The organism is Agromyces sp. Y782 (genome assembly GCF_059445405.1).
Window position 1 is genome coordinate 381,484 of the sequence record NZ_JCAIUG010000001.1, and the last position, 25,026, is coordinate 406,509.

Annotated in this window: 23 protein-coding genes; 10 read left to right on the forward strand and 13 right to left on the reverse strand. The window is 65.7% G+C overall.

Features of this window, described 5'->3' with window-relative positions; translation table 11 throughout:
• Window positions 1-22 precede the first annotated feature (22 nt).
• Complete coding sequence (locus tag AC1C2S_RS01765) at window positions 23-2,155, reverse strand: glycosyltransferase (RefSeq protein WP_495350821.1); 2,133 nt, start codon at window positions 2,153-2,155, stop codon at window positions 23-25.
• 334 nt (window positions 2,156-2,489) lie between these two features.
• Window positions 2,490-4,919 carry a hypothetical protein gene (locus tag AC1C2S_RS01770; protein WP_495350822.1) on the reverse strand — a complete coding sequence of 810 codons (2,430 nt, stop codon included), beginning with the start codon at window positions 4,917-4,919 and terminating at the stop codon, window positions 2,490-2,492.
• A gap of 192 nt (window positions 4,920-5,111) precedes the next feature.
• Here AC1C2S_RS01770 and AC1C2S_RS01775 point away from each other — a divergent pair, with 192 nt between their 5' ends.
• Genes AC1C2S_RS01775 through AC1C2S_RS01785 form a run of 3 tightly spaced genes read left to right on the forward strand, consistent with a single transcriptional unit; the run spans window position 5,112 to window position 8,127 of the window.
• Window positions 5,112-6,026: an ABC transporter permease gene (locus AC1C2S_RS01775; protein WP_495350823.1), complete on the forward strand. Its 915-nt coding sequence runs from the start codon at window positions 5,112-5,114 to the stop codon at window positions 6,024-6,026.
• Entirely contained in the window at window positions 6,023-7,231 is a 1,209-nt protein-coding gene (locus tag AC1C2S_RS01780; protein WP_495350824.1) for an ABC transporter ATP-binding protein, read from the forward strand. The genes AC1C2S_RS01775 and AC1C2S_RS01780 overlap by 4 nt, the downstream gene beginning before the upstream one ends.
• Window positions 7,228-8,127, forward strand: coding sequence for a glycosyltransferase family 2 protein (locus AC1C2S_RS01785; RefSeq protein ID WP_495350825.1), 900 nt, complete (start codon window positions 7,228-7,230; stop codon window positions 8,125-8,127). The genes AC1C2S_RS01780 and AC1C2S_RS01785 overlap by 4 nt, the downstream gene beginning before the upstream one ends.
• On the opposite strand, the gene rfbA is transcribed toward AC1C2S_RS01785, so the two are convergent.
• The 3 genes from rfbA to AC1C2S_RS01800 are packed head-to-tail and all read right to left on the reverse strand — an operon-like array spanning window position 8,100 to window position 10,563.
• Window positions 8,100-8,963, reverse strand: a complete 864-nt coding sequence (gene rfbA, locus AC1C2S_RS01790; protein WP_495350826.1) for a glucose-1-phosphate thymidylyltransferase RfbA — start codon at window positions 8,961-8,963, stop codon at window positions 8,100-8,102. The two genes, AC1C2S_RS01785 and rfbA, sit on opposite strands and share 28 nt — an antisense overlap.
• 1 nt (window position 8,964) lies before the next feature.
• Window positions 8,965-9,573: a dTDP-4-dehydrorhamnose 3,5-epimerase family protein gene (locus tag AC1C2S_RS01795; protein WP_495350827.1), complete on the reverse strand. Its 609-nt coding sequence runs from the start codon at window positions 9,571-9,573 to the stop codon at window positions 8,965-8,967.
• 57 nt (window positions 9,574-9,630) lie between these two features.
• The gene (locus AC1C2S_RS01800; RefSeq protein ID WP_495350828.1) at window positions 9,631-10,563 is read right to left on the reverse strand and encodes a class I SAM-dependent methyltransferase; all 933 of its coding nucleotides are present in this window, start codon (window positions 10,561-10,563) and stop codon (window positions 9,631-9,633) included.
• A gap of 128 nt (window positions 10,564-10,691) precedes the next feature.
• Between AC1C2S_RS01800 and rfbB the strand changes: the two genes are divergently transcribed.
• Window positions 10,692-11,687 carry a dTDP-glucose 4,6-dehydratase gene (gene rfbB / locus AC1C2S_RS01805; RefSeq protein WP_495350829.1) on the forward strand — a complete coding sequence of 332 codons (996 nt, stop codon included), beginning with the start codon at window positions 10,692-10,694 and terminating at the stop codon, window positions 11,685-11,687.
• 4 nt (window positions 11,688-11,691) lie between these two features.
• Window positions 11,692-12,543: a dTDP-4-dehydrorhamnose reductase gene (gene rfbD, locus AC1C2S_RS01810; protein ID WP_495350830.1), complete on the forward strand. Its 852-nt coding sequence runs from the start codon at window positions 11,692-11,694 to the stop codon at window positions 12,541-12,543.
• A 23-nt stretch (window positions 12,544-12,566) separates the two neighbouring features.
• On the opposite strand, the gene AC1C2S_RS01815 is transcribed toward rfbD, so the two are convergent.
• Together AC1C2S_RS01815 and AC1C2S_RS01820 are read right to left on the reverse strand one after the other, a co-directional pair.
• Window positions 12,567-13,715: a glycosyltransferase family 2 protein gene (locus AC1C2S_RS01815; protein WP_495350831.1), complete on the reverse strand. Its 1,149-nt coding sequence runs from the start codon at window positions 13,713-13,715 to the stop codon at window positions 12,567-12,569.
• Between the two features lie 359 nt (window positions 13,716-14,074).
• Complete coding sequence (locus AC1C2S_RS01820) at window positions 14,075-14,359, reverse strand: hypothetical protein (protein WP_495350832.1); 285 nt, start codon at window positions 14,357-14,359, stop codon at window positions 14,075-14,077.
• Window positions 14,360-14,398: 39 nt separating this feature from the next.
• Here AC1C2S_RS01820 and AC1C2S_RS01825 point away from each other — a divergent pair, with 39 nt between their 5' ends.
• Together AC1C2S_RS01825 and AC1C2S_RS01830 are read left to right on the forward strand one after the other, a co-directional pair.
• Entirely contained in the window at window positions 14,399-15,376 is a 978-nt protein-coding gene (locus tag AC1C2S_RS01825; RefSeq protein WP_495350833.1) for a glycosyltransferase family 2 protein, read from the forward strand.
• An 89-nt stretch (window positions 15,377-15,465) separates the two neighbouring features.
• Window positions 15,466-16,602, forward strand: coding sequence for a glycosyltransferase family 4 protein (locus tag AC1C2S_RS01830; RefSeq protein ID WP_495350834.1), 1,137 nt, complete (start codon window positions 15,466-15,468; stop codon window positions 16,600-16,602).
• 9 nt (window positions 16,603-16,611) lie between these two features.
• Here AC1C2S_RS01830 and AC1C2S_RS01835 read toward each other — a convergent pair whose 3' ends face one another.
• The 3 genes from AC1C2S_RS01835 to AC1C2S_RS01845 all read right to left on the reverse strand — a co-directional run bounded on the left by AC1C2S_RS01835 (window position 16,612) and on the right by AC1C2S_RS01845 (window position 19,661).
• Window positions 16,612-17,976, reverse strand: a complete 1,365-nt coding sequence (locus AC1C2S_RS01835) for an LCP family protein (protein ID WP_495350835.1) — start codon at window positions 17,974-17,976, stop codon at window positions 16,612-16,614.
• Window positions 17,973-18,440, reverse strand: a complete 468-nt coding sequence (gene purE, locus AC1C2S_RS01840) for a 5-(carboxyamino)imidazole ribonucleotide mutase (protein WP_495353174.1) — start codon at window positions 18,438-18,440, stop codon at window positions 17,973-17,975. Before purE ends, AC1C2S_RS01835 begins: the two co-directional genes overlap by 4 nt.
• Before the next feature lie 102 nt (window positions 18,441-18,542).
• Complete coding sequence (locus tag AC1C2S_RS01845; RefSeq protein WP_495353175.1) at window positions 18,543-19,661, reverse strand: 5-(carboxyamino)imidazole ribonucleotide synthase; 1,119 nt, start codon at window positions 19,659-19,661, stop codon at window positions 18,543-18,545.
• A gap of 99 nt (window positions 19,662-19,760) precedes the next feature.
• Between AC1C2S_RS01845 and AC1C2S_RS01850 the strand changes: the two genes are divergently transcribed.
• The gene (locus AC1C2S_RS01850; protein WP_495350836.1) at window positions 19,761-20,303 is read left to right on the forward strand and encodes a GtrA family protein; all 543 of its coding nucleotides are present in this window, start codon (window positions 19,761-19,763) and stop codon (window positions 20,301-20,303) included.
• A gap of 52 nt (window positions 20,304-20,355) precedes the next feature.
• Here AC1C2S_RS01850 and AC1C2S_RS01855 read toward each other — a convergent pair whose 3' ends face one another.
• The 3 genes from AC1C2S_RS01855 to AC1C2S_RS01865 form a co-directional block, all read right to left on the reverse strand.
• Entirely contained in the window at window positions 20,356-21,102 is a 747-nt protein-coding gene (locus AC1C2S_RS01855) for a DarT ssDNA thymidine ADP-ribosyltransferase family protein (RefSeq protein WP_495350837.1), read from the reverse strand.
• Between the two features lie 210 nt (window positions 21,103-21,312).
• The gene (locus AC1C2S_RS01860) at window positions 21,313-21,879 is read right to left on the reverse strand and encodes a PH domain-containing protein (protein ID WP_495350838.1); all 567 of its coding nucleotides are present in this window, start codon (window positions 21,877-21,879) and stop codon (window positions 21,313-21,315) included.
• A gap of 6 nt (window positions 21,880-21,885) precedes the next feature.
• Window positions 21,886-22,815, reverse strand: coding sequence for a biotin--[acetyl-CoA-carboxylase] ligase (locus AC1C2S_RS01865; RefSeq protein WP_495350839.1), 930 nt, complete (start codon window positions 22,813-22,815; stop codon window positions 21,886-21,888).
• A gap of 173 nt (window positions 22,816-22,988) precedes the next feature.
• On the opposite strand from AC1C2S_RS01865, the gene AC1C2S_RS01870 reads away from it, so the two are divergent.
• The gene (locus AC1C2S_RS01870; RefSeq protein WP_495350840.1) at window positions 22,989-24,587 is read left to right on the forward strand and encodes an acyl-CoA carboxylase subunit beta; all 1,599 of its coding nucleotides are present in this window, start codon (window positions 22,989-22,991) and stop codon (window positions 24,585-24,587) included.
• Between the two features lie 8 nt (window positions 24,588-24,595).
• A complete protein-coding gene (locus AC1C2S_RS01875) occupies window positions 24,596-24,826 on the forward strand; it encodes an acyl-CoA carboxylase epsilon subunit (RefSeq protein ID WP_495350841.1) in 231 nt (76 codons plus the stop codon).
• Window positions 24,827-25,026 lie beyond the last annotated feature (200 nt).

Consider the following 25,026-nt stretch of genomic DNA (forward strand, 5'->3'; position numbering starts at 1 on the left):
TCGATGACGCTCACGTGACCGATCAGTGCTCCGGCGGCACGCTACTGGTCGTGGCGGGAGCCCAAGACTCATCGACGTAGTCGTCCTTATGAACCGCCAATCTGAAGGATCCTGCGAACGACCGCCAACCCTCTCGGAAACGAAACCACGGTGCGTACGCATCCTGGCCGGTGTGCGTCCCTGATCGCTCCTCGAAAACGCCTGCCCCCTGGAGTTGAGCCGCAAGGGCGAGTTCATCTATCCACCGGGGCCCACTCTCCCTCGACAGCGCAGCGAATGCGCGAGCCCAATCTCCGTCCACCAGGATTGTGCGATATCCGTCGGCACCGCGGGATTCGAGCATCGCCTCCCCGATGAACGCCGAGACTCTGGTGTGAGGTGTACGTCGCCAGTTCGGCTGATCGTTCGATCGCACGCTGGACTCCGACACCACGGCCACGAGGATGTCGGGCCGATCCACAAGCTCTCCTATGTCGGATACCTCGGGGGGAAGATCCTCTCCGACGATCAGAACCTTGCGTCCCGAGCTGGCAAGCACACCGGTTCGTAGCGCGTCTCCGAGGCCGGGCAATGAACTCCGCCGTTCGATGAGGCGGCATTCATGCGACCAATCCGCCGACAACGATAAAGCGCGATCCGGACCTGGCCCCATCGAATGAATGACGATGAGTTCGTCGTTCGGTGACAACTGCTCAGCCATACGGTCGACGGTGGAGACGATCGTGTCCTCATCGTCCCGGCACGGCAATATCACACTCACTCCTGCTGGCACGGCGACCGCAACCGAATTGGCGGTGAGCCGCTGGCACAGACGCCCCCGCTCTCGTGCACGCACCCGGGACGGCAGCGATGTCAGCGCCCAAGCGATGACACCGAGTGAAACGGCGGTCAGAAGTCCGAGTACGGCGGACAGCTCAGAGAAATAATAGAGCAGCGGCATTACCAGCACGGGCGGCGCGAGCCCGAGCATCAGCGTTGGCAAGCTGATCGCCAAGACTATTCCCAGCGGTCTTCGCATCCGGGCATTTCGAAGGAACCCGACGATGAAACCAGCCAGGATGAACGCGATCATGGCGCCGAAGTGTTTCGCCACGAAGATACCCTTGAGCAAGTAGAGCTTCAGCACGCCTACAGGATCGGTCGAGACCCGCTCCAGGTAAAGGCCTTTGAGGATCTCGTCGTACTGGTCGCTGGCGACGAGAACATCCGGGTCCACTTCACGCGCCTTCGCCCACGCGAACTCATCGGACCAGGTGACACCGAACTTGGACTCCACGCCGGTAATCGGTTGAGGATACGATAGACCCAAGTACAGGGAGTGCCATGCGGTGTGCGCGTCCGGGACTTCCTCCATCGACTGGCCCGTCGTTTCCACCCGCGCCGTGTTGATTATGCTCATCACGCCGTTCTGTACGGTCACAGCCAGCGTGATGGCAACGATGCTTCCTAGGGCTGCCGCCGCCCAACGCCATCGGCCTCTCGTGTGAATCCACCACAGAACGCCGACGGATGCCGCGACCCCAATACCGGAAAGCGACCGCGAGAGGTTCCCGAAGCCTGCGAGAGCACCAACGGCCAGAGTCGCGCCGATCAGCACACTCGTCCGAAGTCGATAGGTGCTGATAAGAAGGAGGAACGACAACGAGAGGAAAGCGAAGGACGCAGCGATGCCATACAGTGCATAGACGCGGAGAGTGCTATTCGCATCGGCCAGCCCGTACTCGGTTCCCAGCAGCACAGTGCCGTGGTTGAGAACCCACACCACAACAGGGAGGAGAATGAGCGCATAGCCCGCTCTGGCTCTCTTGAGAGTCCGAGCGACGGCAGTGGGCAGCCACAGCAGGGGAAGAGCCACCAGAAGCGCCTGCGCAAGTGCCAACCCTGGGTAGGGCGAATCCGATCTGCTGATGTGGCTCATGAGGCTAGCGATGATGTACGAGCCGGGGTCGTCGTCCCAGGTCGCTGACGTCAAGGGCCCGGGAGCCGACGCCTGAACGCCGTATGAGCCTGAGCCCGTCGGCTTGATCAGGAGAGTTCCCGTGTCTCGGTAGGTGTCGTACGTGACCCTGAGCTCGGCGTCTCGGGCGGGGTGCCAGGTGAGGTCGGGGATATTCACGACAACGGCAAACGCCGTCGCGCTGAGCACGATGCCCACGAGGAGAAGGAGCAGACTTGTCGAGCGTGGCCAAAGCCGGTTCGGCGACTGTGGTGACCCTGGGTTCGTCATATGTCCATTCGTTTCGATCGCACACAATCCTGCGATCGAGCAAAAGGCTTGGGTGCCTCAACATCATGCCGCATTTCTGGACGCGACGCGTGCGAGTCCAGTTCTGACTGGTAGCGGCGAGGCGACCAGTCGACCCTTCCGAGGTGACACCGTCGTTGTGGCGCCCCGAACGACGGTCTCCACCACATCGACACGAACGAATCCTGGACGTTTCCGCGCCACGGCGGGTCGCACCTGGCCGGCAGTGCGAGGGCGAAACCGGTCAGGGAACCGTGACCGTCGTACAACCCAAGAGGGCGTTCCCGCCTGCACCGTTGTTGATCGCGTACGCGCACACGTCGTGCGTTCCAGATGTCGCCGTCACCGTCGTCCAGAAGCCGTGGGTCGGCCCGTACGCCGGATAGACGTTGCCGACGTCGGTTCGAGCGAGGTTCGCGGTGATACCGACGCTGAACGAGTCGACGTAGACGTGGACCGCGATCGGCGCCGACGTATCCGGGTCGATGGCCCATCCGCCGACGTCGATCGCTCCGGGGTTGGCGATCGCGGCTTCCAGGCTGCCGAACGGAGCACGTCCGAGATCGTTGGTGTAGGTCCCCGGCACGGTTACCGTCGTACAGCCGAGGAGCGCTGGACCTCCGGGTCCCGTGTTGATGCCGTATGCGCACACGCTGTGGGGCCCGGGGGTTGCAGGAACCTTCTGGGAGTATCCGTGCGCGGATCCGTAGCCGGGGTAGGCCGCCCCGACGTCCCCCCGGTCGAGCGACGCGGCGGTCGCGACACTGAACGAGTCGACGTAGACGTGCACCTGGATGGAGGAGGCGGTGTCGGGGTCGATGGCCCAACCGGATGCCGTCACTCCGGTCGCGTCCACGCTCACGCCCTCGAGGTAGCCGAAGGGAACGCGGCCCTTCTCGGTAATGGCAGCCGTGACCTGGACACTCCGACAGCCGAGAAGGGAATTCCCGCCGGCCGCCGTGTTGATGCCGTAGGCGCACACGGAATGCGTTCCCGGCGACGCCGCCATGACCGTCCCGAATCCGTGCTTCGTCCCGTTCGCGGGATAGTTGGCCGCCAGGTCTGGACGCTCGCCGTTCGCAACGACGGCCACACTGAAGGAATCGACGTAGACGTGCACCTGAATGGATGTGGCCGTGTCGGGGTCGATGGCCCAGCCGGACACCTCAACCTGGCCGATGCCGCCCTTGACCACCTCGAGGTTGCCGACGGGCGGACGGCCCCTCTCACTCAGTCCGGACGAGTCGGGGACCACTACCTGCTTGCAGCCCAATTGGACGTGCCCGCCAGGTCCGGAGTTGATGCCGTAGACGCAGACGGTGTGCGCTCCCGGAGCCGCCGGGACCGCCTGGCTGAAGCCGTGCTTGGTCCCATACTCGCTGTACTGACTGGGGATGGCTGTGGACGTCGCGTTCGCGGTGTAGGCGGCGCTGACCGAGTCGACGTAGATGTGGATCGTCGACGGTTGGACAGTGTCGGGGTCGAGCGACCATCCGATCGCCTGGATGCCCGAGGCCGTCGTCTTGACATCGGTCAGGGCGCCCACCGGCGATCCGCTCTTCGCAGTGCGGGGGAAGCAGCCGAGGAGGACGTTGCCGCCCGGCCCCGCGTTGATCGCGTACACGCAGATCGGCGTCCCAGCCTCGCCCTGCGCCGGGACGGACACGTCGAAGCCGTGCAGCCTGCCGTTGCCGTACGCTGCGGCAACGTCGTCACGCGGGAGGTTCGCCGGGTGCGCCGAGCTGACCGATCCGACGTACACGTGGATCGACAGGGATCCCGATGTATCGGGGTCCATCGCCCAGCCGGCCACTCGGAACACGCCCGGCTGCGGCTCAACGAGTTCGACGTTCCCGATGGGGTTGTTGCGAGCCGTGTCGGTCGGCGAGCCGAACCAGTCGTTGTACATGCGCCAGAAATTTCGGTTGCCGTAGGCACTGCATGCATCACCGGTACCGTAGAGATTGTTGAGCGCTGCTGCATTCGGAGTGTACGGGGTGTAGTAATAGAGCGCAGCCGTCGCGTTGTTCTGCACTCGCACATCCTTCGTACCGCACGCGGCGTTCGGGTGGTAGCGCAGAGCGTTCACCGCGCCGATGCGAATCGAGGTGAACGAACCTCCGGGGTTGTTGTACCAGGTCAGCTGACGTCCGGCGGCAAACACCTGGTTGAAGAAGCCGTAGTAGGTGGAATCACAGGAGGATGTATCGGGACATCCGTACCCCATAGCCTTTCGCATCACCCCATCGGAGGGCGCGGAATCTGTAACCAGACCCTGCTCCTTCTGAAGCGTCACCAGAATCACCTTGGCACTCAGGCCGCACGCCTGCTGCACCTTGAAGATGATTCGTGCCGCAGACTCTCCAGCCGCTCCGTGATAGGTCGCACAGGTGCCGAAGCTCCAGGTCCTCGTCGGGGTGTTCTCGGTGTACCGAGGAAGACAGTTCGAATTGGCGCAGGTTCCGACCGCCTGCTCCAAGAAGCGCTGGATCTCCGCCTCCGACATCGCAGCGCCGTTGTAGAAGTTGGCGTCACTGATGATGTACCCGGGGTCGAACTCCGCACCGGTCACGGCTGCGGCAGGTTCGGGTGAGACGGCCACCGGCACCATCGCCCCACCGATAACAGCCAGCGCGATGAAGAACGCCCACGCGAATCTGGTCCTGAACGTCAACGGCCCCCGCCTCCCAAGAAGTGCCGCGCAGCCCCCGCGAAGCACGTTCAGAATAGGACACGAACGCATGAATCGCCGCGAGCGACACTCCTCGCATGCTACGCCCGGGGAGCATTGAGTCCCGCGCGGCACCTCATCAGGGATGACTGGGTAGGATCGTTGAGATCCCAACTGACTGAATGCGAAGGACAGATGAGCGAAGAGAGCACGGCCGGCTCCGTACGAACGGTGCCAGAGCCTCTGCAGCGACTTGGGCGGGACGCCTCGTTCGCTCGGGGCACGTGGTCCTCGTTCATCGAGGTTTTCGGGCGACGTGAGCTGCTCGGCCGTCTCATCAGTCGTGAGATCCGGGCGAAGTACAAGAACAGCAGCTTGGGCATTATCTGGTCGCTGATGCGTCCACTCGCTCAACTTCTCATCTACTACGTCGCCATCGGCCAGTTCCTCGGTGCTGCACGTTCGATTCCCGATTTCGCCATTTTCGTCTTCACGGGCCTCACCGCGTGGGCGCTGTACTCCGAGATCATCACCGCCGGGACCAACTCAGTGGTCAACAACTCAGGGCTGGTCAAAAAGGTCTACCTCCCGCGCGAGATCTTCCCGCTCGCCGCCGTCGGCGCATCGCTGTTCAACTTCGCGGTGCAGTTCGGCATCCTGATCGTCGCGACCCTGGCACTCGGTCGACCACCGATCCACGCCGACCTGGCCTATCTCCCACTCTCGGTCGCACTGATCCTCGTGTTCGCCACTGCGCTCGCCCTCGTTCTGTCCGCGCTCAACGTGTACCTTCGCGATGTGCAGCACCTCGTCGAGATCCTGCTGCTCGTGCTGTTCTGGGCTTCGCCCATCGTGTATTCCGTGGGATTCGTCCACACCGCGATCGGCGGCACTATTTGGGAGCAGGTGTATCTCGCCAACCCGGTCACGCTTGCCGTTCTCGGCATGCAGAAGGCGATGTGGATGGCCGGCACGACCGACACCGCTCAGTACTGGCCCGACGACCTCGCGCTGCGCATGCTAGTCGCGACGGGTATCTGCCTGATACTGCTCTGGATCGCTCAGCGGATCTTCTCTCGCCTCCAGGCCAACTTCGCGCAGGAGCTATGACAACAACCACCGCCCAGCCGCTCGTCCGCGCTGAGAACGTCTCGAAACGCTTCGTCCTGCACAAGGACAAGTCGCTCAAGGACCGCGTCCTGTATTGGGGGTCGCGGTCGAAGTCGCGCACCGAGTTCCTCGCACTCGACGATGTCACTCTCGAAATCGCGCTCGGCGAGACCGTTGGACTGATCGGACACAACGGGTCGGGCAAGAGCACGCTGCTGAAGGTCATAGGCGGCATCATCGAAGCGTCATCCGGCGCCGTTTTCCGGCGCGGGCGCGTCGCTGCGCTCCTCGAGCTCGGGGCAGGATTCCACCCGGATCTCTCCGGGCGCGACAATGTCTACCTCAACGCGGCGATCCTCGGGATGACAACCGCGCAGACCGATGCCGTGTTCGACGAGATCGTGGAGTTCGCCGGCATCGGCGAGTTCATCGACTCGCAGGTCAAGTTCTACTCGTCGGGGATGTACGTGCGGCTCGCGTTCGCAGTGGCCGTGCACTCAGACCCCGACCTGCTGCTCGTCGACGAGGTGCTCGCTGTCGGCGACGAGCCCTTCCAACTGAAGTGCATGAACAAGATCCGGCAGTTCCAGAAAGAGGGGCGCACCATCGTCCTCGTCAGCCACTCCGCCGAGCAGGTGGCCGATGTCTGCACCCGGACGGTCGTACTCGACAGTGGCGTCGTCGTGCACGACGGCGACGTCGGTGCTGGGATTCGTATCCTGCGAGAGGGGTACGAGCGCGACCGCCTCGCGGCGGAGACCGAGGAGGAGTCCTCGCATCCCGCCGTGGAGATCATCGCCGTCTCGACGACGCGATCCGACGGGGCCGCGCTCGGGGGCGCCCCGCTCCCCCGGGGAACTGACATCGCTGTCACTGTGCATGCTCGGGTGAACACGCCCCTGGACTGGATTACCGGCTTCACGCTGCAGACGCCGCTCGGTCAAGCCGTCTACCGACTGAATACAGAGGGGCTAGGTATCGCGCTGCCCAACGTGCCCGGTGACTATGACGTGCGGTTCGATGTCCCGGCCACGAATTTCGGAACGAAACGACTGATCATCAGCGCCGGGGCCACGACCGAGGGAGGCGAGCCCCTCGCCCTCCTCGACGCTGCCGGCTTCCTCGACTTCGAGGACGACCCGATGGGCGCGGGGGTCGTCCAGTTCGACGCGCGCGGTTCGGTCACGCCGGCCGCGACCCGATGAACTTGACGTCGGCCTCCAAGCCGATCATCGCCGTGCTCTCGGTCAGCTACGGCTCCGCCGGCGAGATCGCCACGATGCTGGACAGCGTCCGGCACGCGACGACGCATCCGACTCTGCTGGCGGTCGCTGACAACCTCCCGTCGGCAGTCGGTACCGAGGACGCCGTTCTCAGCGCCGGCGGCGGCTACACCCCGCTGCCGTCGAACCCGGGCTACGGGGGCGCAATCAACGCCCTCGTGCCGAAGCTCCCACCATCGGTAGAGTGGATCATGATCACCAACCCCGACGTGGTCTTCCATGCCGGGGCGATCGATACCATGCTCGACGTCGGCCTGGCCAACAATGACGTCGCGTCCGTCGGCCCCCTGATCCGCAACGACGATGGCTCGGTCTATCCGTCGGCCCGAGCGGTCCCGAGTCTCCGCACGGGGGTCGGCCACGCCCTCCTCGCCAACATCTGGCCGGCCAACCCCTGGACGCGGCGGTACCACACGTCCGAGGGGATGGACGAGGCCCGGGATGCCGGATGGCTGTCCGGCTCGTGCGTCCTCGTTCGGCGCAGCGCCTTCGAGGAGATCTCGGGGTTCGACGAGGACTTCTTCATGTACTTCGAGGACGTCGATCTCGGCCACCGATTCGCGAAGCACGGATGGCGCAATCGCTTCGAACCGTCGGCAGAAGTCACGCACACCGGCGGGCATTCGACTACCGGGTCGTCATCGGCGGCGATGATCCGCGCCCATCACAGGAGCGCCGCCCGATTCGTCGAGAAGAAGTACGCCCATCGGCTGCTCCTCCCGCTGAGGATTCTACTGTTGACCGGCCTCCGGATGAGGTCGAGTATCGAGGAACGTCGCTCCCGCGAGTCTCAACGGGCGACAAGCCGCCGCAGATAGGCGCCGTAGCCGCTCTTCACCAGCGGCGCGGCGAGCGCATCGAGCTGGTCGTCATCGATCCACCCGGCTCGCCAGGCGATCTCCTCGATGCAGCCGATCTTGAAGCCTTGCCGGTCTTCGATCACACGAACGTACTCCGACGCCTGCATCATGGACTCGAATGTGCCGGTGTCGAGCCAGGCCGTGCCACGATCCAGGACCTGCACGCGCAGCTTGCCCTGTTGCAGGTACCGGTCGTTGACCGTGCTGATCTCTAATTCGCCGCGGTCGCTCGGCTCGATCGTCTTCGCAATCTCGATGACGGAGTTGTCGTAGAAGTACAGTCCGGGAACCGCGAAATTACTCCTCGGCGCTGCCGGCTTCTCCTCGATGGAAATGGCGGTGTTGTCGGCCGCGAACTCGACCACGCCATATGCGGTCGGGTTGCTCACCTGATACGCGAAGATCACGGCGCCGTCGATGTTCGCGTTTCCGCGCAGTGCGGAGCCGAGTCCGGTTCCGTGGAAGATGTTGTCACCGAGGACGAGCGCCACCGAATCGTCACCGATGAACTCCTCACCGATGATGAAGGCCTGAGCGAGCCCGTCGGGGTTCGGTTGCACGGCGTACTCGATGGTGATTCCGAGGTCGGAACCATCCCCGAGCAGGGCACGGAACTGCGTGTTGTACTCGGGTGTGGTGATGATCAATATCTCGTTGATCCCGGCCATCATCAGAGTCGACAGCGGGTAGTAGATCATCGGCTTGTCATAGATCGGCATCAGTTGCTTCGAGATGCCCTTGGTGATCGGCCACAGTCGAGTACCGGAGCCGCCGGCGAGAATGATGCCGCGCATATCAGTCCTTTGCGTTCAGTGAGGCGTAGTACTCACGGGCCGCTTCCCACGTCGGCAACAGACCCGATGCGGCAGCCTCCTGCAGACCCGGCGCCGCGGTGTCTTTCGGTGACAGCAGCAAGTCACCGGCTGCTTCGGGGAACACGAGCCCAACATCGGGATCGGTCGGATCGATCCCGTGCTCACGCTCAGCGTTGAAGGTCGAAGTGACGAGGTAGCTCACGGTCGCGTCATCGGTAAGCGAGACGAAGCAGTGCCCGAGACCTTCAGCGATATAGATCGCCCGTCGGTCGACGTCATCGAGCAGTACCGAGTCCCATTCGCCGAACGTCGGCGAACCGACGCGGATATCGATCACGAAGTCCAGTACGGCACCCCGGTTGGCGGTGACGTACTTCGCCTGGCTCGGCGGGACATCAGCAAAGTGGATGCCGCGTACGACTCCTCGGTTCGACACAGAGCTGTTACCCTGCGCAAGGTCGAGCGGGTGACCGATCGTCTCGGCGAGTCGATCGAAGCGATACCACTCGAAGAACACACCACGGTCATCAGGGAACTGAGTGGGCGTGATCTCGTAGCTGTCGGGAATGCTGAGTTCGCGGATCTGCACGGGACACAAGCCTACTCGACCGTCGCCGAGCGGGAGTCATCTCGACCTCTCGACCCGTCAGCGCGACCGTCGCCCCAGGACACCGCCAAGGGCGCGGAGGGGCTGAGTGAGTCGCCAGCTGGTGCTCCCGCGGTACTCCTCTATCGCCTGATCCCGTTGCTCGACGGCCGACGTGAGGCGCGAGATCTCCTCCTCGAGCGATCTGACCACGTCGTGCAGCGAACTGATCTCCGCGGGCATCGCCTCGAACTCCGCCTGCCGTGTCACCCGCGCACCGAGACGCTCGTACGTCGCGCGGATACGTGCCGTCTCGTCGGCATCGGCCTCGAAAAGGGGCTGCAATGCCCGGTGGGCGTTCGAACCGATCGCGAGCACGCCGAGGCCGTGTTCATGTGTGAATGCGAACGACGGATGGGTCGAGGAGAGTTCGCCCCAGAGCCTCCACACACCGAACTCGCGATCATGCTCCGCGATGTCGTGGAAGAGCACGATACCCCCGCTCCGTACGGTTCCCGCCCAGGACTCGAAATCCTCCTTCACGTCCTCGTAACCGTGTCGACCGTCGATGTGGAGGAGGTCGACCGAGTCATCGGCGACCTGAGCGCGTGATTCCGAAAAGTACCCGCGCAGCAGACGCGCTGAATCACCGTACTCGGCTTCGGCGATGCTCTTGAGAGAGGCGTAGACCTCGTCGCCGTAGAACCCGGCGTGATCATCGCCGCGCCACGTGTCGAGCGCGAGTATCTCGGTGTCGAGCCCGAGCCTGCGTACCGCCTCGGCGAATACGAAGAAGGAGAATCCGAAATGCGTGCCGAGCTCGACGATGCGATTCGGTCGGATGACGTCGACGAGCCAGAATGCGAAGGGTGCGTGCTCGAGCCAAGCGGATGTCACGATGTGCGCCGGCTGCCAGTACGAGGCCGGGCTGAGCCACGCGGGCGTCGGCGTCGCAGCGGATCGATGGGCGGCTTCACCGTCGAGCATCGTCATGGGCATCCTCGTTCATGGTCGTGTTTCGGAACAGCCTAAGTGTTGGGGCCCCGACCTCGCCGGCCGTGCACAGCTTCGTCCGGATAGACTCGGTCGGCCTCACTCATCGTCAGGAGATATCCAAACCCATGAGAATCCTCGTGACCGGCGGCGCCGGCTTCATCGGCTCGAACTTCGTCCACTACCTGCTCGCGAACACCGATCACACGGTGACCGTGCTCGACAAGCTCACGTACGCGGGCAATCTCGCGTCGCTCGACGGACTGCCTGAAGATCGGTTCCGATTCGTACAGGGCGATATCGCCGACGCGGCACTCGTCGACACGCTTTTCGCAGTGCACGACGCGGTGGTCCACTACGCAGCGGAGAGCCACAACGACAACTCTCTCGATGACCCGCGCCCCTTCCTCGAGACGAACATCATCGGCACCTACACCCTTCTCGAGGCAGCTCGGAAGCACTCGATCCGCTTCCACCACATCTCGACGGATGAGGTCTACGGCGACCTCGAGCTCGACGATCCCGCCAAGTTCACCGAGCAGACCCCGTACAACCCCTCGAGTCCGTACTCCTCGACGAAAGCCGGCAGCGACCTGCTCGTTCGCGCCTGGGTACGATCGTTCGGGTTGCAGGCAACGATCTCGAACTGTTCGAACAACTACGGCCCGTACCAGCACGTCGAGAAGTTCATCCCCCGCCAGATCACGAACGTCCTCCGCGACGAACGCCCGAAGCTGTACGGCGCGGGCGAGAACGTGCGCGACTGGATCCACGCGAACGACCATTCCTCGGCCGTGCTGACGATCCTCGAGAAGGGCGTGATCGGCGAGACTTACCTCATCGGCGCTGACGGCGAGAAGAACAACAAAGAGGTCGTAGAGCTCATCCTCACCCAGCTCGGGCATGCGGCCGACGCCTACGACCACGTCGTCGACCGCCCCGGCCACGATCTGCGATACGCGATCGACTCCACCCGCCTGCGCTCCGAGCTGGGCTGGAGCCCGGAGTACTCCGACTTCGAGGCGGGCCTCAAGGACACGATCGACTGGTACCGCGACCATGAAACGTGGTGGGCGCCGCAGAAGGACGCGACTGAGGCCCGTTATCAGGCCCAGGGGCAGTAGCGCCATGCGTTATCTGATCACGGGCGCCGCCGGTATGCTTGGGCGCGACCTGCAGACCACTCTCTCCGGACGTCAGGTCACCGCCCTCTCGCGCTCCGATCTGGACGTGACAGATGCCGCGGCAGTGCGATCCGCGATCAGCGGACACAATGTCGTCATCAACTGCGCCGCGTACACGAAAGTCGACGCCGCCGAGTCGGACGAGATCGCTGCCTATGCAATCAACGCGAGCGGCGTGGCCATCCTCGCGGCTGCCGCAGCGGATACCGGTGCCCGATTCGTCTCGATCTCCACCGACTACGTCTTCAATGGAAGCGCGACGTCACCCTACCTCGAGACAGGCACACGAGATCCGATCTCCGCCTACGGTCGCACCAAGGCCGCAGGCGAGGAGCTCGCGCTCGCATTGCACCCTGACGGCGCTTTCATCGTGCGCACTGCGTGGCTCTACGGCGCACACGGACCCAACTTCGCGAAGACCATGCTGAAGCTCGCAGCTGCGAAAGACACCTGGGCGGTCGTCGACGACCAAGTCGGCCAGCCGACGTGGACTTCCGATCTGGCCGCGCAGATCGTGCTCCTGCTCGACGCCGAGGCGCCAGCGGGCATCTACCACGGCACGAGTTCAGGCCAAGCCACGTGGTACGACTTGGCGCGAGCAGTGCTCGAAGAGCGTGGAATCGACCCGGATCGGATCACGCGCACGAACAGTGCGGCATTCGCACTTCCCGCGCCTCGGCCGTCATACTCTGTGCTCGGCCACGACGCTTGGGCACGAGTCGGCCTGCCGGTTATCCGAGACTGGCGAGAGGCACTTGCCGACGCGGCAGACCAAGGTGCGATCGACCCCGTCTGAGGGGACTACGCCACTCGGTGTGATCAGAGCATGCGGGAGTACAGCTCGACCTGCATGCGACGGGACCAGCGGCCCTGCAGGGTTTGCAGGTCCGAGTGGAGGATCCTCGGATCCCGCGACTTCGACTCGAAGTGATAGAGCCGCGCCCATGGAGAGAACACCGCCGTCCGTCCCGTCGCGCGAACCTTCATATTGAGGTCGACATCGTTGTAGTTGCCCGGCAACGCAAGGGTAAAGCCCCCGACCTCCAAGTAGAGGTCACGGCTGATCATCGCGCATGCGGCGGTGACTCCGGAGACTTCATGGTCGACGAGCATGGACTTGATCGAGTCATCTCGCCCACCGGTCCATCCGAAGGCCGCGTGGCCGGCGATGCCGCCGGTATAGATCTGGCCGGCGTGCTGTACGGTGCTGTCTTCAAAGTAGAGCTTCGCGCCGACGATACCGACGCCCTCTTGCTGCGCGAGACCGAGCAACGTCTCGATCCAGTCGTCGGTCACGACCTCGACATCATCATTCAACAGCAGAAGATAGTCGCCGCTCGCAGCAGCCGCGCCTCGATTCATCTTCGCGCTGAAATTGAACGGAGCGTTCCACGCCACGAGCCGAAGCGCGTCACCACACAGCTCTTCGAGTTCCGCGATCACCGTCGGGGGCGTCTCTGCGTCGGCGACCACGACGAACTCGAGGTTGGTGTACGTCGAGCGAGCGACGATACCTCGAACAGCTTCGACGACGAGCACCCGTTCGTCACCGGCGATCTCGACGGCACTCCCGCGCGTCGGGATGACAATCGAGACGAGCGGCTCATCGACGATGTCATAGTGCACGCGGCGGACGAAGGGCTCGATCTCCTCCACCCGGGCCGAGACACCAGAGCTGGCGAGGTGCGCGAGGACGACATCGCTCTGCGCAGCCGATGTTCCGGCAAAATCGTCGGGTGCGATGTCCTCGATCGCGAGCACATCGGGAAGCAACGACATGACCCGCCCGCCACGATGCGCGCGCAGGGCGACATCAAGTACCTGGGCCCTTCGCGCTTCCGGCCGGAATCCGTTCAGCGCCTGAAGAAGGCGCACGCGAGCGACGACGACCGGACCGAGATAGTCGTTGCTCCGCAGACGAATAGGCGAAAACTGGGGTCGGAGAAGGGGGAGATCGGCATTGGTCACCGAGTCGCCGTACACGACATCGGTCTCTGGGAACCGGTCGAAGAACCCGACGACTTTGGCAACCACGTCCCTGACCACCGCGCCCCACCGCACGACGAAGACGAACTCCGCTCGGGTCTCGGTGAGACGCAGGTTGAGCGTCTCCGCATCGGCTGCGATGATCGCAACCTCGATCGCACTCGCCTGCGTCAAGAGCTCGGCGGTGTCCTCATGCGCGACAGGATCAACGACGAGTCGGACGTTCTCACGCGCGAACCCGGCGGAGAGCACCGCTGCCACGGTGCGAGCCACCTCATCGGGCGTGTGGCCGGCGGAATCGATCCAAGCTTCCACACGGGCTGCAAGTGCCGCATCGACGCTCATCCAAGCACCCGCCGCTTGACATAGCGGGCAGCGCGCACCGGCAGCGTCACTACGCGGCCCGCACGCCACGTCAGGGAAGAGCGCATACTCGCGAGATTCCGCTCGACAGCAACCGTCTCGGCGGGAACGAGAAGATTCGCGGCCTGCAGTTCCTTCAATTGCTGCTCGAGTCCGATGACCCGATCGAGCAACTCGAGACGCCCCTCAGCCTCCCGCTCTTCCGGCGTGAGGAGAGATTCGGGCCGGCCTTCCGACCAACTCGGGTTCAGGGCAGCACTCACGTGAACTCTTCCTTTCGGCGCCGGACCTAAACTAGCCTAATGCCCCAGTCGAGAGCCGCCCTAAAGCGTGAGTACACCGGCTCGATCACCGCCGAGGCAGCCGCGCGGCCGTATGTCATCGCCGTGGTGCCGACGTATCATCCTGATTCCGATGTTGAAGCGCATATGCGCGCGCTGGCACGCCAGGTCGACGAGGTGATCGTCGTCGACGATGGCACGGGTATCGCGGCCGACGAGGTCCTGGCCCGTCTCGCCAACGCATCGATCCGTGTCATCCGCCTCGAGCAGAACAGTGGCATCGCCCGTGCGCTCAACGTCGGCGTGAGCGCAGCACTCGCCGATGGCGCCGACTACGTCGTCAACACCGATCAAGACACTGAGCTGCCCGACGGTTACGTCACGGCATGTCTCGATACGTTCGCTCGGGCCAACTCCGTCACCAATCTCGGCATCGTGTGCACCGATCGCGTGAACGGGGAACCGTCGATCCCGACCTGGTATTCGCCTGAAGGCCTCGGACTCGTACCGGAAGCGATCCAATCGGGCTTCGTCATCTCTCGGCGATGCCTCGAGCACGCCGGCCTGTTCGATGAGCGCCTGGTCATCGATTGCGTCGACACGGAGTATTGCCTTCGGGCTCGTGATCACGGGTTCCGCATCGCTGTCGCGGCCGATACCGACATCAAGCATGCCCTCGGCGAGATGGTCCCATTCCGCCCATTCGGTGTTCAGGTGAGGAATCGCAGCGGCGATTTCGAGTACCAGTACCACTCGCCGTTCCGCCAGTACTACATCACTCGAAACAACATCGACCTCGTGTATCGCAACTTCTTGAAGCGCCGCCGCTGGTCGCTCTCCGTCATCAAGCGTCAGATCGGGCCGAGCTTCGATGCGATCATCAGTGGGCCGAAACGTACGAAGCACACGGTCGCGATCATCGTGGGTGCCGTGCACGGCTTCTTCCGCATCCGAGGTCCGATTCCCACCGGTCTCAAGAGGTATCTCACCCGCGGCTGAGGCAGCCTAGTGACTGCGCCGACAACCACCGCACCCGAACCGAAGGTGATCTGCGAGTCCCACCATCAGCAGAGCCGAAGAGGAGATTCGTGACGACCACCCTCCGCGTCATCGTCGACCAGATCGTCGCACCGGTACCCGGCGCGCTCGGCAGGTACACCCACGACCTCGCGCGCGCGATCGTCGCGGCGACGCCGCGCGACTGCACGGTCGAGGGCATCATCTCGTCATCGCCGCCCGACGACTACGACCGCGTGCTTTCCGAGATCCCCGGCCTCGCCGGACTGTACAAGACGACCCTCGCTCGGCGTGAACTCGCGGGCGCCTGGCAGCTCGGGCTGACGACATCGCCCGGGCCGGGCATGATTCACGCTCCGAGCCTGTTCGCGCCACTGCGCAAGCACGACCATCGCGACGGCGGTCAAGTGGTCGTCACCGTTCATGACGTGCTCCCGTGGACGCACCCCGAGGCCCTCAGCGCGACCTCCGTGACCTGGCAGAAGGGCATGCTCAAGCGTGCCCGCCGTCACGCCGACGCGGTCGTCGTGCCCACGCACGCACTCGCCGAGCGGCTCGGTGAGATCGCCGATTTCGGCGACCGCATCCGGGTCATCGGCACGGCACCACGCACCGGCCTGACGATCGGCGCCGACGCCCCCGTTCGCGCGGCACGGATGGGACTTCCGTCCGAGTACATCGTCGTGCCCGGCACGCTCGAGCCGCGCAAGGGCCTCGTCGATGTGCTCGCCGCGCTCGGGCGACGCGGCGTGCCCCAGATTCCGATCGTCGTGCTCGGGCCGGAGAGCTGGGGTGACCAGCATCTGATCGCCGTCGCCGAGGAGGAGGGCATCTCGCCGGCACGCATCACGCAGCTCGACGAACTCGATGCCGGCGACCTCGCCATCGTGCTCGCCGGCGCAACCGCCTTCATCGCGCCGAGTCACGATGACGGCTCCGGCACTGCACTGATCGAGGCGTTCAGTCTCGCGACCCCGGTCATCCACTCGGATGCTCCGGCGTACCTCGAAGTCTCGGCAGGCGCGGGACTCGCCGTGCCGGTCGGCGTCGGCGACGGGTACGGCGACCGGCTCGCAGCCGCCATCACCTCGGTCGTCACCGATCCGGCCCTCGCCGAACGCCTGGCCATCGCTGGGAGCGACCGCAGCCGAGCGTTCAGCTGGCGGGACTCGGCCGAACGTGTCTGGCAGCTGCACGCCGACCTGTAGCCGAAGAGGCTACCCCTCGGGCGGCTCGGCCGTCGGGGGATGTACCGCCTGCTGCACGAGCTGCCGGATGTACTCGTAGTCGGGCTCTTCGGGGTCCACGTCGTTCGCGGGCACGAGTTCGACATCGATGATCGGCAGCTGCTTCGCCTTGCCCGCGAGGTTGACGAAGTAGCCCAGGCTGCCCTGCGGGACATCCGTCTTCACGACCTGCGAGCCCGCCGCCGCGATCTCCTGGAACTTCGACAGCACGTTCGCGGGATTGAACTGGGCGAGCACGGCCTCTTGGATCTGCCGCTGGCGTGCCATCCGGTCGTAGTCGCTCGTGCCGTGGCGAGAACGTGCGTACCAGAGTGCATGGTAGCCGTCGAGGTGCTGCTCCCCCGCCGGAATCCACTCGGCGACGGTCGTGAACGTCTCGTCGGCGTGGATCGGCACGTCTTCAGGCACGTTCACCGTGACGCCGCCGAGGGCGTCGATCATCTGCTGGAACCCGGCCATGTCGATGAGCGCGTAGTACTGGATCTCGAGCCCGGTGATCGCCTCGGCGGCATCGCGCATCGCCTCGATGCCGGGCTCGCTGCCCTGTGCGACTGCGTCGGGGTACATCTCGGGGCTCACGAGCTCGACCTCGGTGTAGATCGAGTTCAGCATGCAGACGTCGACCTCGCAGCCGTCGATCGAACCGTACCCCTCTGGGTAGAGCTCGGCGAGCGGGCTGCCCTCGGGGAACGGCACGTCCACCATGTTGCGCGGCAGGCCGATCGTCACGGCCTGACCGGTCTCGGCGTCGACGCTGACGACGGTGATGCTGTCGGGCCGGAGCCCGTCACGGTCGGGCCCGGCGTCGCCACCGAGCAGGAGGAAGTTGTACTTGCCGTCGACGGGTTCCTTCGACGGGCCGGCCACGAAGACCGAGGAGATGAATCCGCTCGCCGTCGTCGCGAAATAGGCACCATAGGCGGCTGTGCCCGAGACGCCCGCCATGAGGAGCACCGAGAACGCGGCCACCCAGGCGCGCGCCGACGGCGCGGTCTTCACGAGCCGTACGAGCCGCAGCGTATCGAAGGTCAAGATCACCCAGAGCACCGCGTAGAAGGCGAGCACCGCGGCGACGACCCAGAGTGTGATCGACATCGAGAAGATCGTGTACAGCGTCGCTGGCCAGATCAACCACACGACGAGCGCCACGATCGCGAGGGTCCAGAGCGTCAGCGTGGTACCGAGCCCGAACCGGCCGAGCCGGCGGCTGCCGGCGAGCACCTGCGGCGCGCCGGGGATCAGGAAATTGAGCACGACGAGCCACCACGCGCGGCGGGTCATGACCGTGCGCGAGGCGATGTCCGGGTAGCGGATCGGGCTGGCGGCGAGCGTCATCGGTTCTGCTTGAGCCGTTCGTTCTTCTCCTCGACGAGCGCTGCGAGGTCGGTGGCGTAGTCGGCGAGTGCGGTCGAGAGAGCGGGGTCGGCGGTCGCGAGGATCTTCACCGCGATGAGGCCAGCGTTCTTCGCGCCCCCGATGGAGACGGTCGCGACCGGCACACCGGCGGGCATCTGCACGATGGAGAGCAGCGAGTCGAGACCGTCGAGTCGCGAGAGCGGCACCGGCACTCCGACGACGGGCAATGTGGTGACCGAGGCGAGCATGCCGGGCAGGTGAGCCGCTCCCCCGGCACCGGCGATGATGACCTTGAGGCCGCGAGCAGCCGCCTGCTTGCCATAGGCGATCATCTTCTCGGGCGTACGGTGCGCGGAGACGACCTCGACCTCGTGCGCGACGCCGAACTCGTCGAGCAGGGCGGATGCCTCGCGCATCACGTTCCAGTCGGAGTCGGATCCCATCACGACGCCGACGAGCGGGGCGGGCGTGTTCGTCTCAGTCACTTGATCGAGTGTACGGGCGGGTGCTGGGAGATGACCGCAGGGCACGCCCCGTACTCGTTGTCAGTCCTGGAAGATCGCTGCGGCCGCCCGCGCCTCGTAGACGACCTCGTCGAGATCGTCGCCGATCGCCGTGACGTGACCGATCTTGCGGCCCGGCCGCGGCGCCTTGCCGTAGTTGTGGATCTTCACGGTCGGATGCCCGGCGAGCGCCTCGGGGTACCGGTCGGCGAGCGACCCCTCGGCCGGGCCGCCGAGCACGTTCACCATGACCGACCACTCGTCGTGGCTGCCGGTGGCGCCGAGCGGCAGATCGAGCACGGCCCGCAGATGCTGCTCGAACTGCCCGGTGGTTGAGCCGTCCATCGACCAGTGCCCGCTGTTGTGGGGGCGCATCGCGAGCTCGTTGACGAGAATACGGTCGTCGGTGGTCTCGAAGAGCTCCACTGCCAGCACGCCCGTGACCCCGAGCCCTTCGGCGATCGTGATCGCGACGTCGGCCGCGACATCCGCGAGCCTGCCGGCCGAGTGGGGCGCAGGCGCGATGACCTCGCTGCAGACGCCGCCCACCTGCAGGGTCTCGACGAGCGGCCACGCCGCGACGTCGCCGGAGGGTCGGCGGGCCACGAGCTGCGCGAGCTCGCGGCGGAAGTCGACGAGTTCCTCGACGAGGAGCGCCCCGTCGCGCCCGTCTTCGGCGATCGTGACGAACCACTCGGCGACCTCGGCTGCGCTGCGCACGACACGCACGCCCTTGCCGTCGTATCCGCCGCGGGGGGTCTTCACCACGGCGATGCCGTCATGGGCTGCGATGAAGTCGTCGAGCTCGGCGACGGTCTCGACACGGGCCCAGTCGGGCACCGGCAGACCGAGTTCGGACAGGCGCTCGCGCATGAGCAGCTTGTCTTGAGCGAAGCGCAGCGCATCGGGGCCGGGATGCACCGGCACCCCCGCGTCGACGAGGGCGTGCAGCACGTCTTGCGGCACGTGTTCGTGGTCGAACGTCACGACGTCGACGTCGCGCGCGAACGCGAGCACTGCTGCGGCATCGGTGTAGTCGCCGACGCGATCGGCCGCGATCGCCGCGGACATGCCGTCGGCCTCGGCGAACACCCGAATATCGACGCCGAGCTCGATCGCCGCGGGAATCATCATCCGGGCCAGCTGCCCCCCACCGATCACTCCGACTCGCACGCCTTGCACTCCGTTCGCCGCCGTCAACGGCGCCCGCGCGGGCGCCCTGTTCAGTCTAGGCCGCGGCCGACGGCATAGGATGTGCCGGTGTCCACCCGCCTCGCGAGCGCCCTCGCACGCCTCTGGAACGGCCTGCTCGCCTATGCGGTGAAGTTCGGCGTCGTCGGGCTGATCGGCCTCGTGATCGACGTCACACTCTTCAACCTGCTGCGCCTCGGCGTCTTCGGTGACGACCACTGGGCGCAATCGGCGATCGGCGCGAAGACGATCTCCACGAGCGTCGCCATCATCTTCAACTGGCTGGGCAACCGCTACTGGACGTTCCGCAACCACCGCCGCCGCAACTACGTTCGCGAGTTCGCCGAGTACGTCATCGTCTCCCTCGGCGGCATGGCCATCGCGCTCGGATGCCTCTGGGTCAGTCACTATTGGCTCGGCTACACGAGTCTCGTGGCAGACAACATCGCTACGAACGTCGTCGGCCTCGCGCTCGGCACCGCGTTCCGGTTCGTGCTCTACCGCTACTGGGTGTTCGGACACCACCGCTCCGACGGACTCTCGAACCTCGCCCGCGTCGAGGAGGCGCAGCGCACACTCTTCGAGGAGCCCGACAGTGCAGCCGCTCCCTGAGCACGTGGAAGGAAGCCGACCCCGCTTCGACCGGCAGCGTGCACCGTTTCTGCTACTCCGCCGCCTCGACGGTCGGCTGGAACCACGGCGGATACACCGCGACCCGCGCGCGCACGCCTGCGCCGGCGAGCGCTGCACGCACCCGGTCGCGCACCGGGTCGTTGGCCACTGCGATGAGCGCGACACTGTCGAGCGGCAGGCACTCGCGCACGAGCAGTTCGGCGCCGTCGAGACCGGCACCCTCTTCGTCGCGGTGCAGTCGTTGCAGGAGGCGCTGCACGTCGGACCACTCGGATGCGACGGCCGCACCTGCAACCGCGGCATCCGCTTCGCTCACGACGATCGCACCGGGCACGTCTGCGTTGCCGGCCTGCACGCTCGCCAGTGAGCTCACGAAGATGACGAAGTCTGCGGGAGCGCGCTTCACGGCCTCTGCGCGAAGCCGCGGGTCTGGAGTGGCGGTTCGCACCGCGTTCCACACGTGAGCATCGGTCGTGAGCAGGAACGGAACGTAGTCGGCGACCACCGTGTCGGTGTCGCCGATCGCCGCGCCGCGTCGGTACTCACGAGCATCGGGCGCGGCGAGGTCGATGACCGGCACCGCGCCTGCGGCATCCGCCAGCAGTGCCCCCGCGTCGAGGATCGGCGGGAGATTGTCGATGTGCGTCACGTGGTAGATGCGCATCGCCTTCAGGTCGAGGCGCGGCGCGTCGGAGGCGATCGCGGGGCGCGAGGCGCCGGGTACGCGAGCCGGCGGGCGGCCGTTCCTGGTCGTCGAGGAGCGTGCGGATCGAGCCACCGGCGCGGGCGCAGGCTTGGGCTCCGGCTCCGGCGGCGGGAAGCAGATGGCGCAGAGGCCGTCATCGAAACCGTGTTTGCATTCGTCGGCCAAGAGGAACCCTTCATCGTGTGGCTCGCACTCGGGGGCGCACGAGACCACCTGTCAACGTTACGTCCTTTGGAGAGGTCCTGCTGCATCGCGTTCGACGGCCCGCGACAACGAGCGTCGTCAGCGGCCGCCCCAGGCGACCGTATCGCCGTCGATCGTCGACTGTTCGGCACGCCGTCGGTCGGCGATCCGGGAGTGTTCCTCGCCCATGAGTTCCTGCAGCGCGCCGAGCACGAGCTCGGGTTTCGGCAGATCTTTCAGGACGAAGGGCTGCTCATGACCCGTGTTGATGCGCACGTCGCCCGAGCCGAACGCGCTCTGCACCCAGTTGCGGCGCACCGACACGTCGTATCCCCTGCTGTGCAGCAACTCCTGTCGCACGCGCACGAAGATGCCGCTGCGCACGATGATGCGCCGGGTGGTGATCGTCGTGCGTCTCGTCAGCCAGCCGATGTACGGCAGGAACGAGCCGAGCAACACGACGAGTACCGCCCCGCCCACGATCGCGAGATCCTGCCAGAGCTCGGGGGCGAGGCTGAGACCGAAGGCGGTGGCACCGGCGACCGCGACGAGAAGTATCGCGGGAATCGTCAACACCCGTGCGTGTCGCCGCACCCGTGCGACGACGCGCTCGGGCGGCTGCGCCGGCGCGGCAGCAGCGGCGTCGGGTGTCGCGGCTTGCCTCATACGCCATTAATACCGCAGGTGGGTCACGTCTCCGGCGGCGACAGACCACGGCTCGCCGTTCTCACGGTCGATCACGACGAGTCGGCCGTCGTCGTCGAGGCGCTCGGCGCGGCCGAGCAGCTCGCGGCCGCCGGGAAGTTCGACCCGGACTTCGGTGCCGAGCGTGCCGCAGAGGGCGCTGACCCTGCCGGCGATGCCGCTCGCCGAGGCATCCGCTCCCGAGGCGGCGAATGCGGCGAACATCTCGAGCAACGTCGCCAGGTAATCGGCCAATACGGCGTCGGCATCGGGCTGCTCACCGGTGACGAGCAACAGGGACGTCGAGGTGAGCGTCGGCAGGTCGTGCTCGTCGAGCGTCAGGTTGAGGCCGGCGCCGACGATCACGGCTCCCGCGGTTCCTGAGACCGTCGAAGGGGGCAGCAGTTCCGAGAGGATGCCGCAGATCTTGTAGCCCGAGACGAGAACGTCGTTGGGCCATTTGAGCTCGACCTCGACACCTCCAGTGCGGCCTTCGGCTGCGTGCTCGCTGTGCTTGTCGAAGCGAGCGGGTGACGCGGGAGCGCTCCCTTCGACGGGCTCAGGGAGCGAACCGGGCTCAGGGAGCGAGACGGGCACGGCCCGGCGCACCGCTTCGGTCATCGCCGCCCCCGCGATGAGCGGGATCCAGCCGTAGGCATCGGCCGGGAATGGCGCGCCGCCCTCGAGCTCGGGCCGAAGCAGCACCGAGATCGCCAGCGTCTTCCCCGTCGGCGCGAGCCACACACGCCCGAGGCGGCCTCGGCCGCGCGTCTGGTTGTCGGTGACGAGCACTGCGCCGTGACCCCACTGCGCGGCATGCGCCCCGCTCGCAGCCTCGCGCAACTCATCATTGGTCGACCCCGCCTCGGCGAGGAACTCGAACCGTGACACCGCCGCGCGCGATCGCTCCCAATCCATGGCATCACCCTACCCACCGCCGAGTTGCCCGAATATCGCCATATCGCGGCAACTCGGCCGGGAGGGGCGGCTGGGCGGGGACTGGCGGCTGGCGATAGCCACCAGCGTCGGGGCGGTATTTGTAGGATTCCGTCAAGGAAGTCGGCCGGATGTTCGCCGGTAGAGTGAACGGCGTGACCGAAGCGACTGACGGCCCCGACCTCTCCACGACCGCCGGCAAGCTCGCCGACCTCAAGCTGCGCTACCACGAGGCTGTGACGGCCTCGGGTGAAGCTGCCATCGAGAAGCAGCACGCCAAGGGCAAGATGACGGCGCGCGAGCGCATCTCCGAGCTGCTCGATCCCGGTTCGTTCGTCGAGCTCGACGAGTTCGTACGGCACCGCACGCACTCGTTCGGCATGGAGGCCAAGCGCCCCTACGGCGACGCCGTCGTCACGGGCACCGGCACCATCCACGGCCGGCAGGTCGCGGTGTACTCGCAGGACTTCACCATCTTCGGCGGCTCCCTCGGTGAGGTCGCTGGTGAGAAGATCATCAAGGTCATGGAGCTCGCCCTGAAGACCGGTGTGCCCATCATCGGCATCCTCGATTCGGGCGGCGCGCGCATCCAAGAGGGCGTCGTCGCGCTCGGCAAGTACGGCGAGATCTTCCGCCGCAACACGCAAGCATCCGGCGTCATCCCGCAGATCTCGATCGTGTGCGGCCCAGCGGCGGGCGGCGCGGTCTACTCCCCCGCCCTCACCGACTTCGTCATCATGGTCGACAAGACGAGCCAGATGTTCGTCACCGGCCCCGACGTGATCAAGACCGTCACGGGCGAAGACGTCGGCATGGAGGAGCTCGGCGGCGCGCTCACGCACAACGCGGTGTCGGGCGTCGCGCACTACCTCGCGAGCGACGAATCCGATGCGCTCGATTACGCGCGCACGCTCATCTCGTTCCTGCCCGACAACAATATGACGGATGCCCCCGTCTACGACGCCGAAGCCGAACTCGAGATCACCGACCAAGACCGTCGGCTGAACACCGTCATCCCCGACTCGCCCAACCAGCCCTATGACATGCACGCGGTCATCGACGGCATCGTCGACCACGGGGACTTCCTCGAGGTGCAGCCGCTGTTCGCTCCGAACATCCTGATCGGCTTCGCCCGGGTCGAGGGCCGCTCGGTCGGCATCATCGCGAACCAGCCGAGCCAGATGGCCGGCACCCTGAACATCGCCGCCGGCGAGAAGGCCTCCCGCTTCGTGCGTTTCTGCGACGCGTTCTCAATCCCGATCCTCACGCTCGTCGATGTGCCGGGCTACCTCCCCGGCACCGAGCAGGAGTGGACCGGAGTCATCCGCCGCGGGGCGAAGCTGCTCTACGCCTACGCCGAGGCGACGGTGCCGCTCATCACCGTCATCACCCGAAAGGCCTACGGCGGCGCCTACATCGTCATGGGCTCCAAGCAGCTCGGTGCCGATATCAACCTCGCCTGGCCGACCGCCGAGATCGCCGTCATGGGCGGGCAGGGCGCCGTCAACATCCTCTACCGCGCTGAGATCAAGGCGGCGGAGAGTGCCGGTGAAGACGTCGCGGCCGTGCGCACGAAACTCGCGAACGAGTACACCTACAACGTGGCCTCACCCTTCCTCGCCGCCGAGCGCGGCGAGCTCGACGGTGTCATCGAGCCGGCGGCCACCCGGGTCTCGGTCGTGAAGGCGCTCCGTGCGCTCCGAACCAAGCGTGCCAGCCTGCCCTCGAAGAAGCACGGGAACATCCCCCTCTAGGGAGCGACATGGACGACGACATCGACGACCGCGCCCCCGCGCTGCGATTCACGAGCCACGACGTCACCCCGGGCGACGCCGCGGCCGTCACCGCCGTGCTCCTCGCCGCACTCGACGGGGAGGCGTCATCCGCGGCATCCGTCGCCGACGACGGGCGCAGCGCCTGGGTGCGCAGCGGCGGGGCCATGCGCCGACCGCTCGACGTCGGCGCCGGCCGTTGGGTGCGCGCATCTCGCTGAACGCCGTGTCCTCATCGTGTCCCCCGAAATGACGACTTTGCCCCCGCCCACCCGTGTACCAGTATTGATCGTGCAGGCTCCATAGGAGTCGCCATCGTCATCGGTCGGGTAACCGATGACAGTTGGGGGCGAGTCAGGGCGATATTCGGGTTGTCGCCGTGACTCGGGCTTGATGGGGGGCCGATCTCAGATCGGTCCCC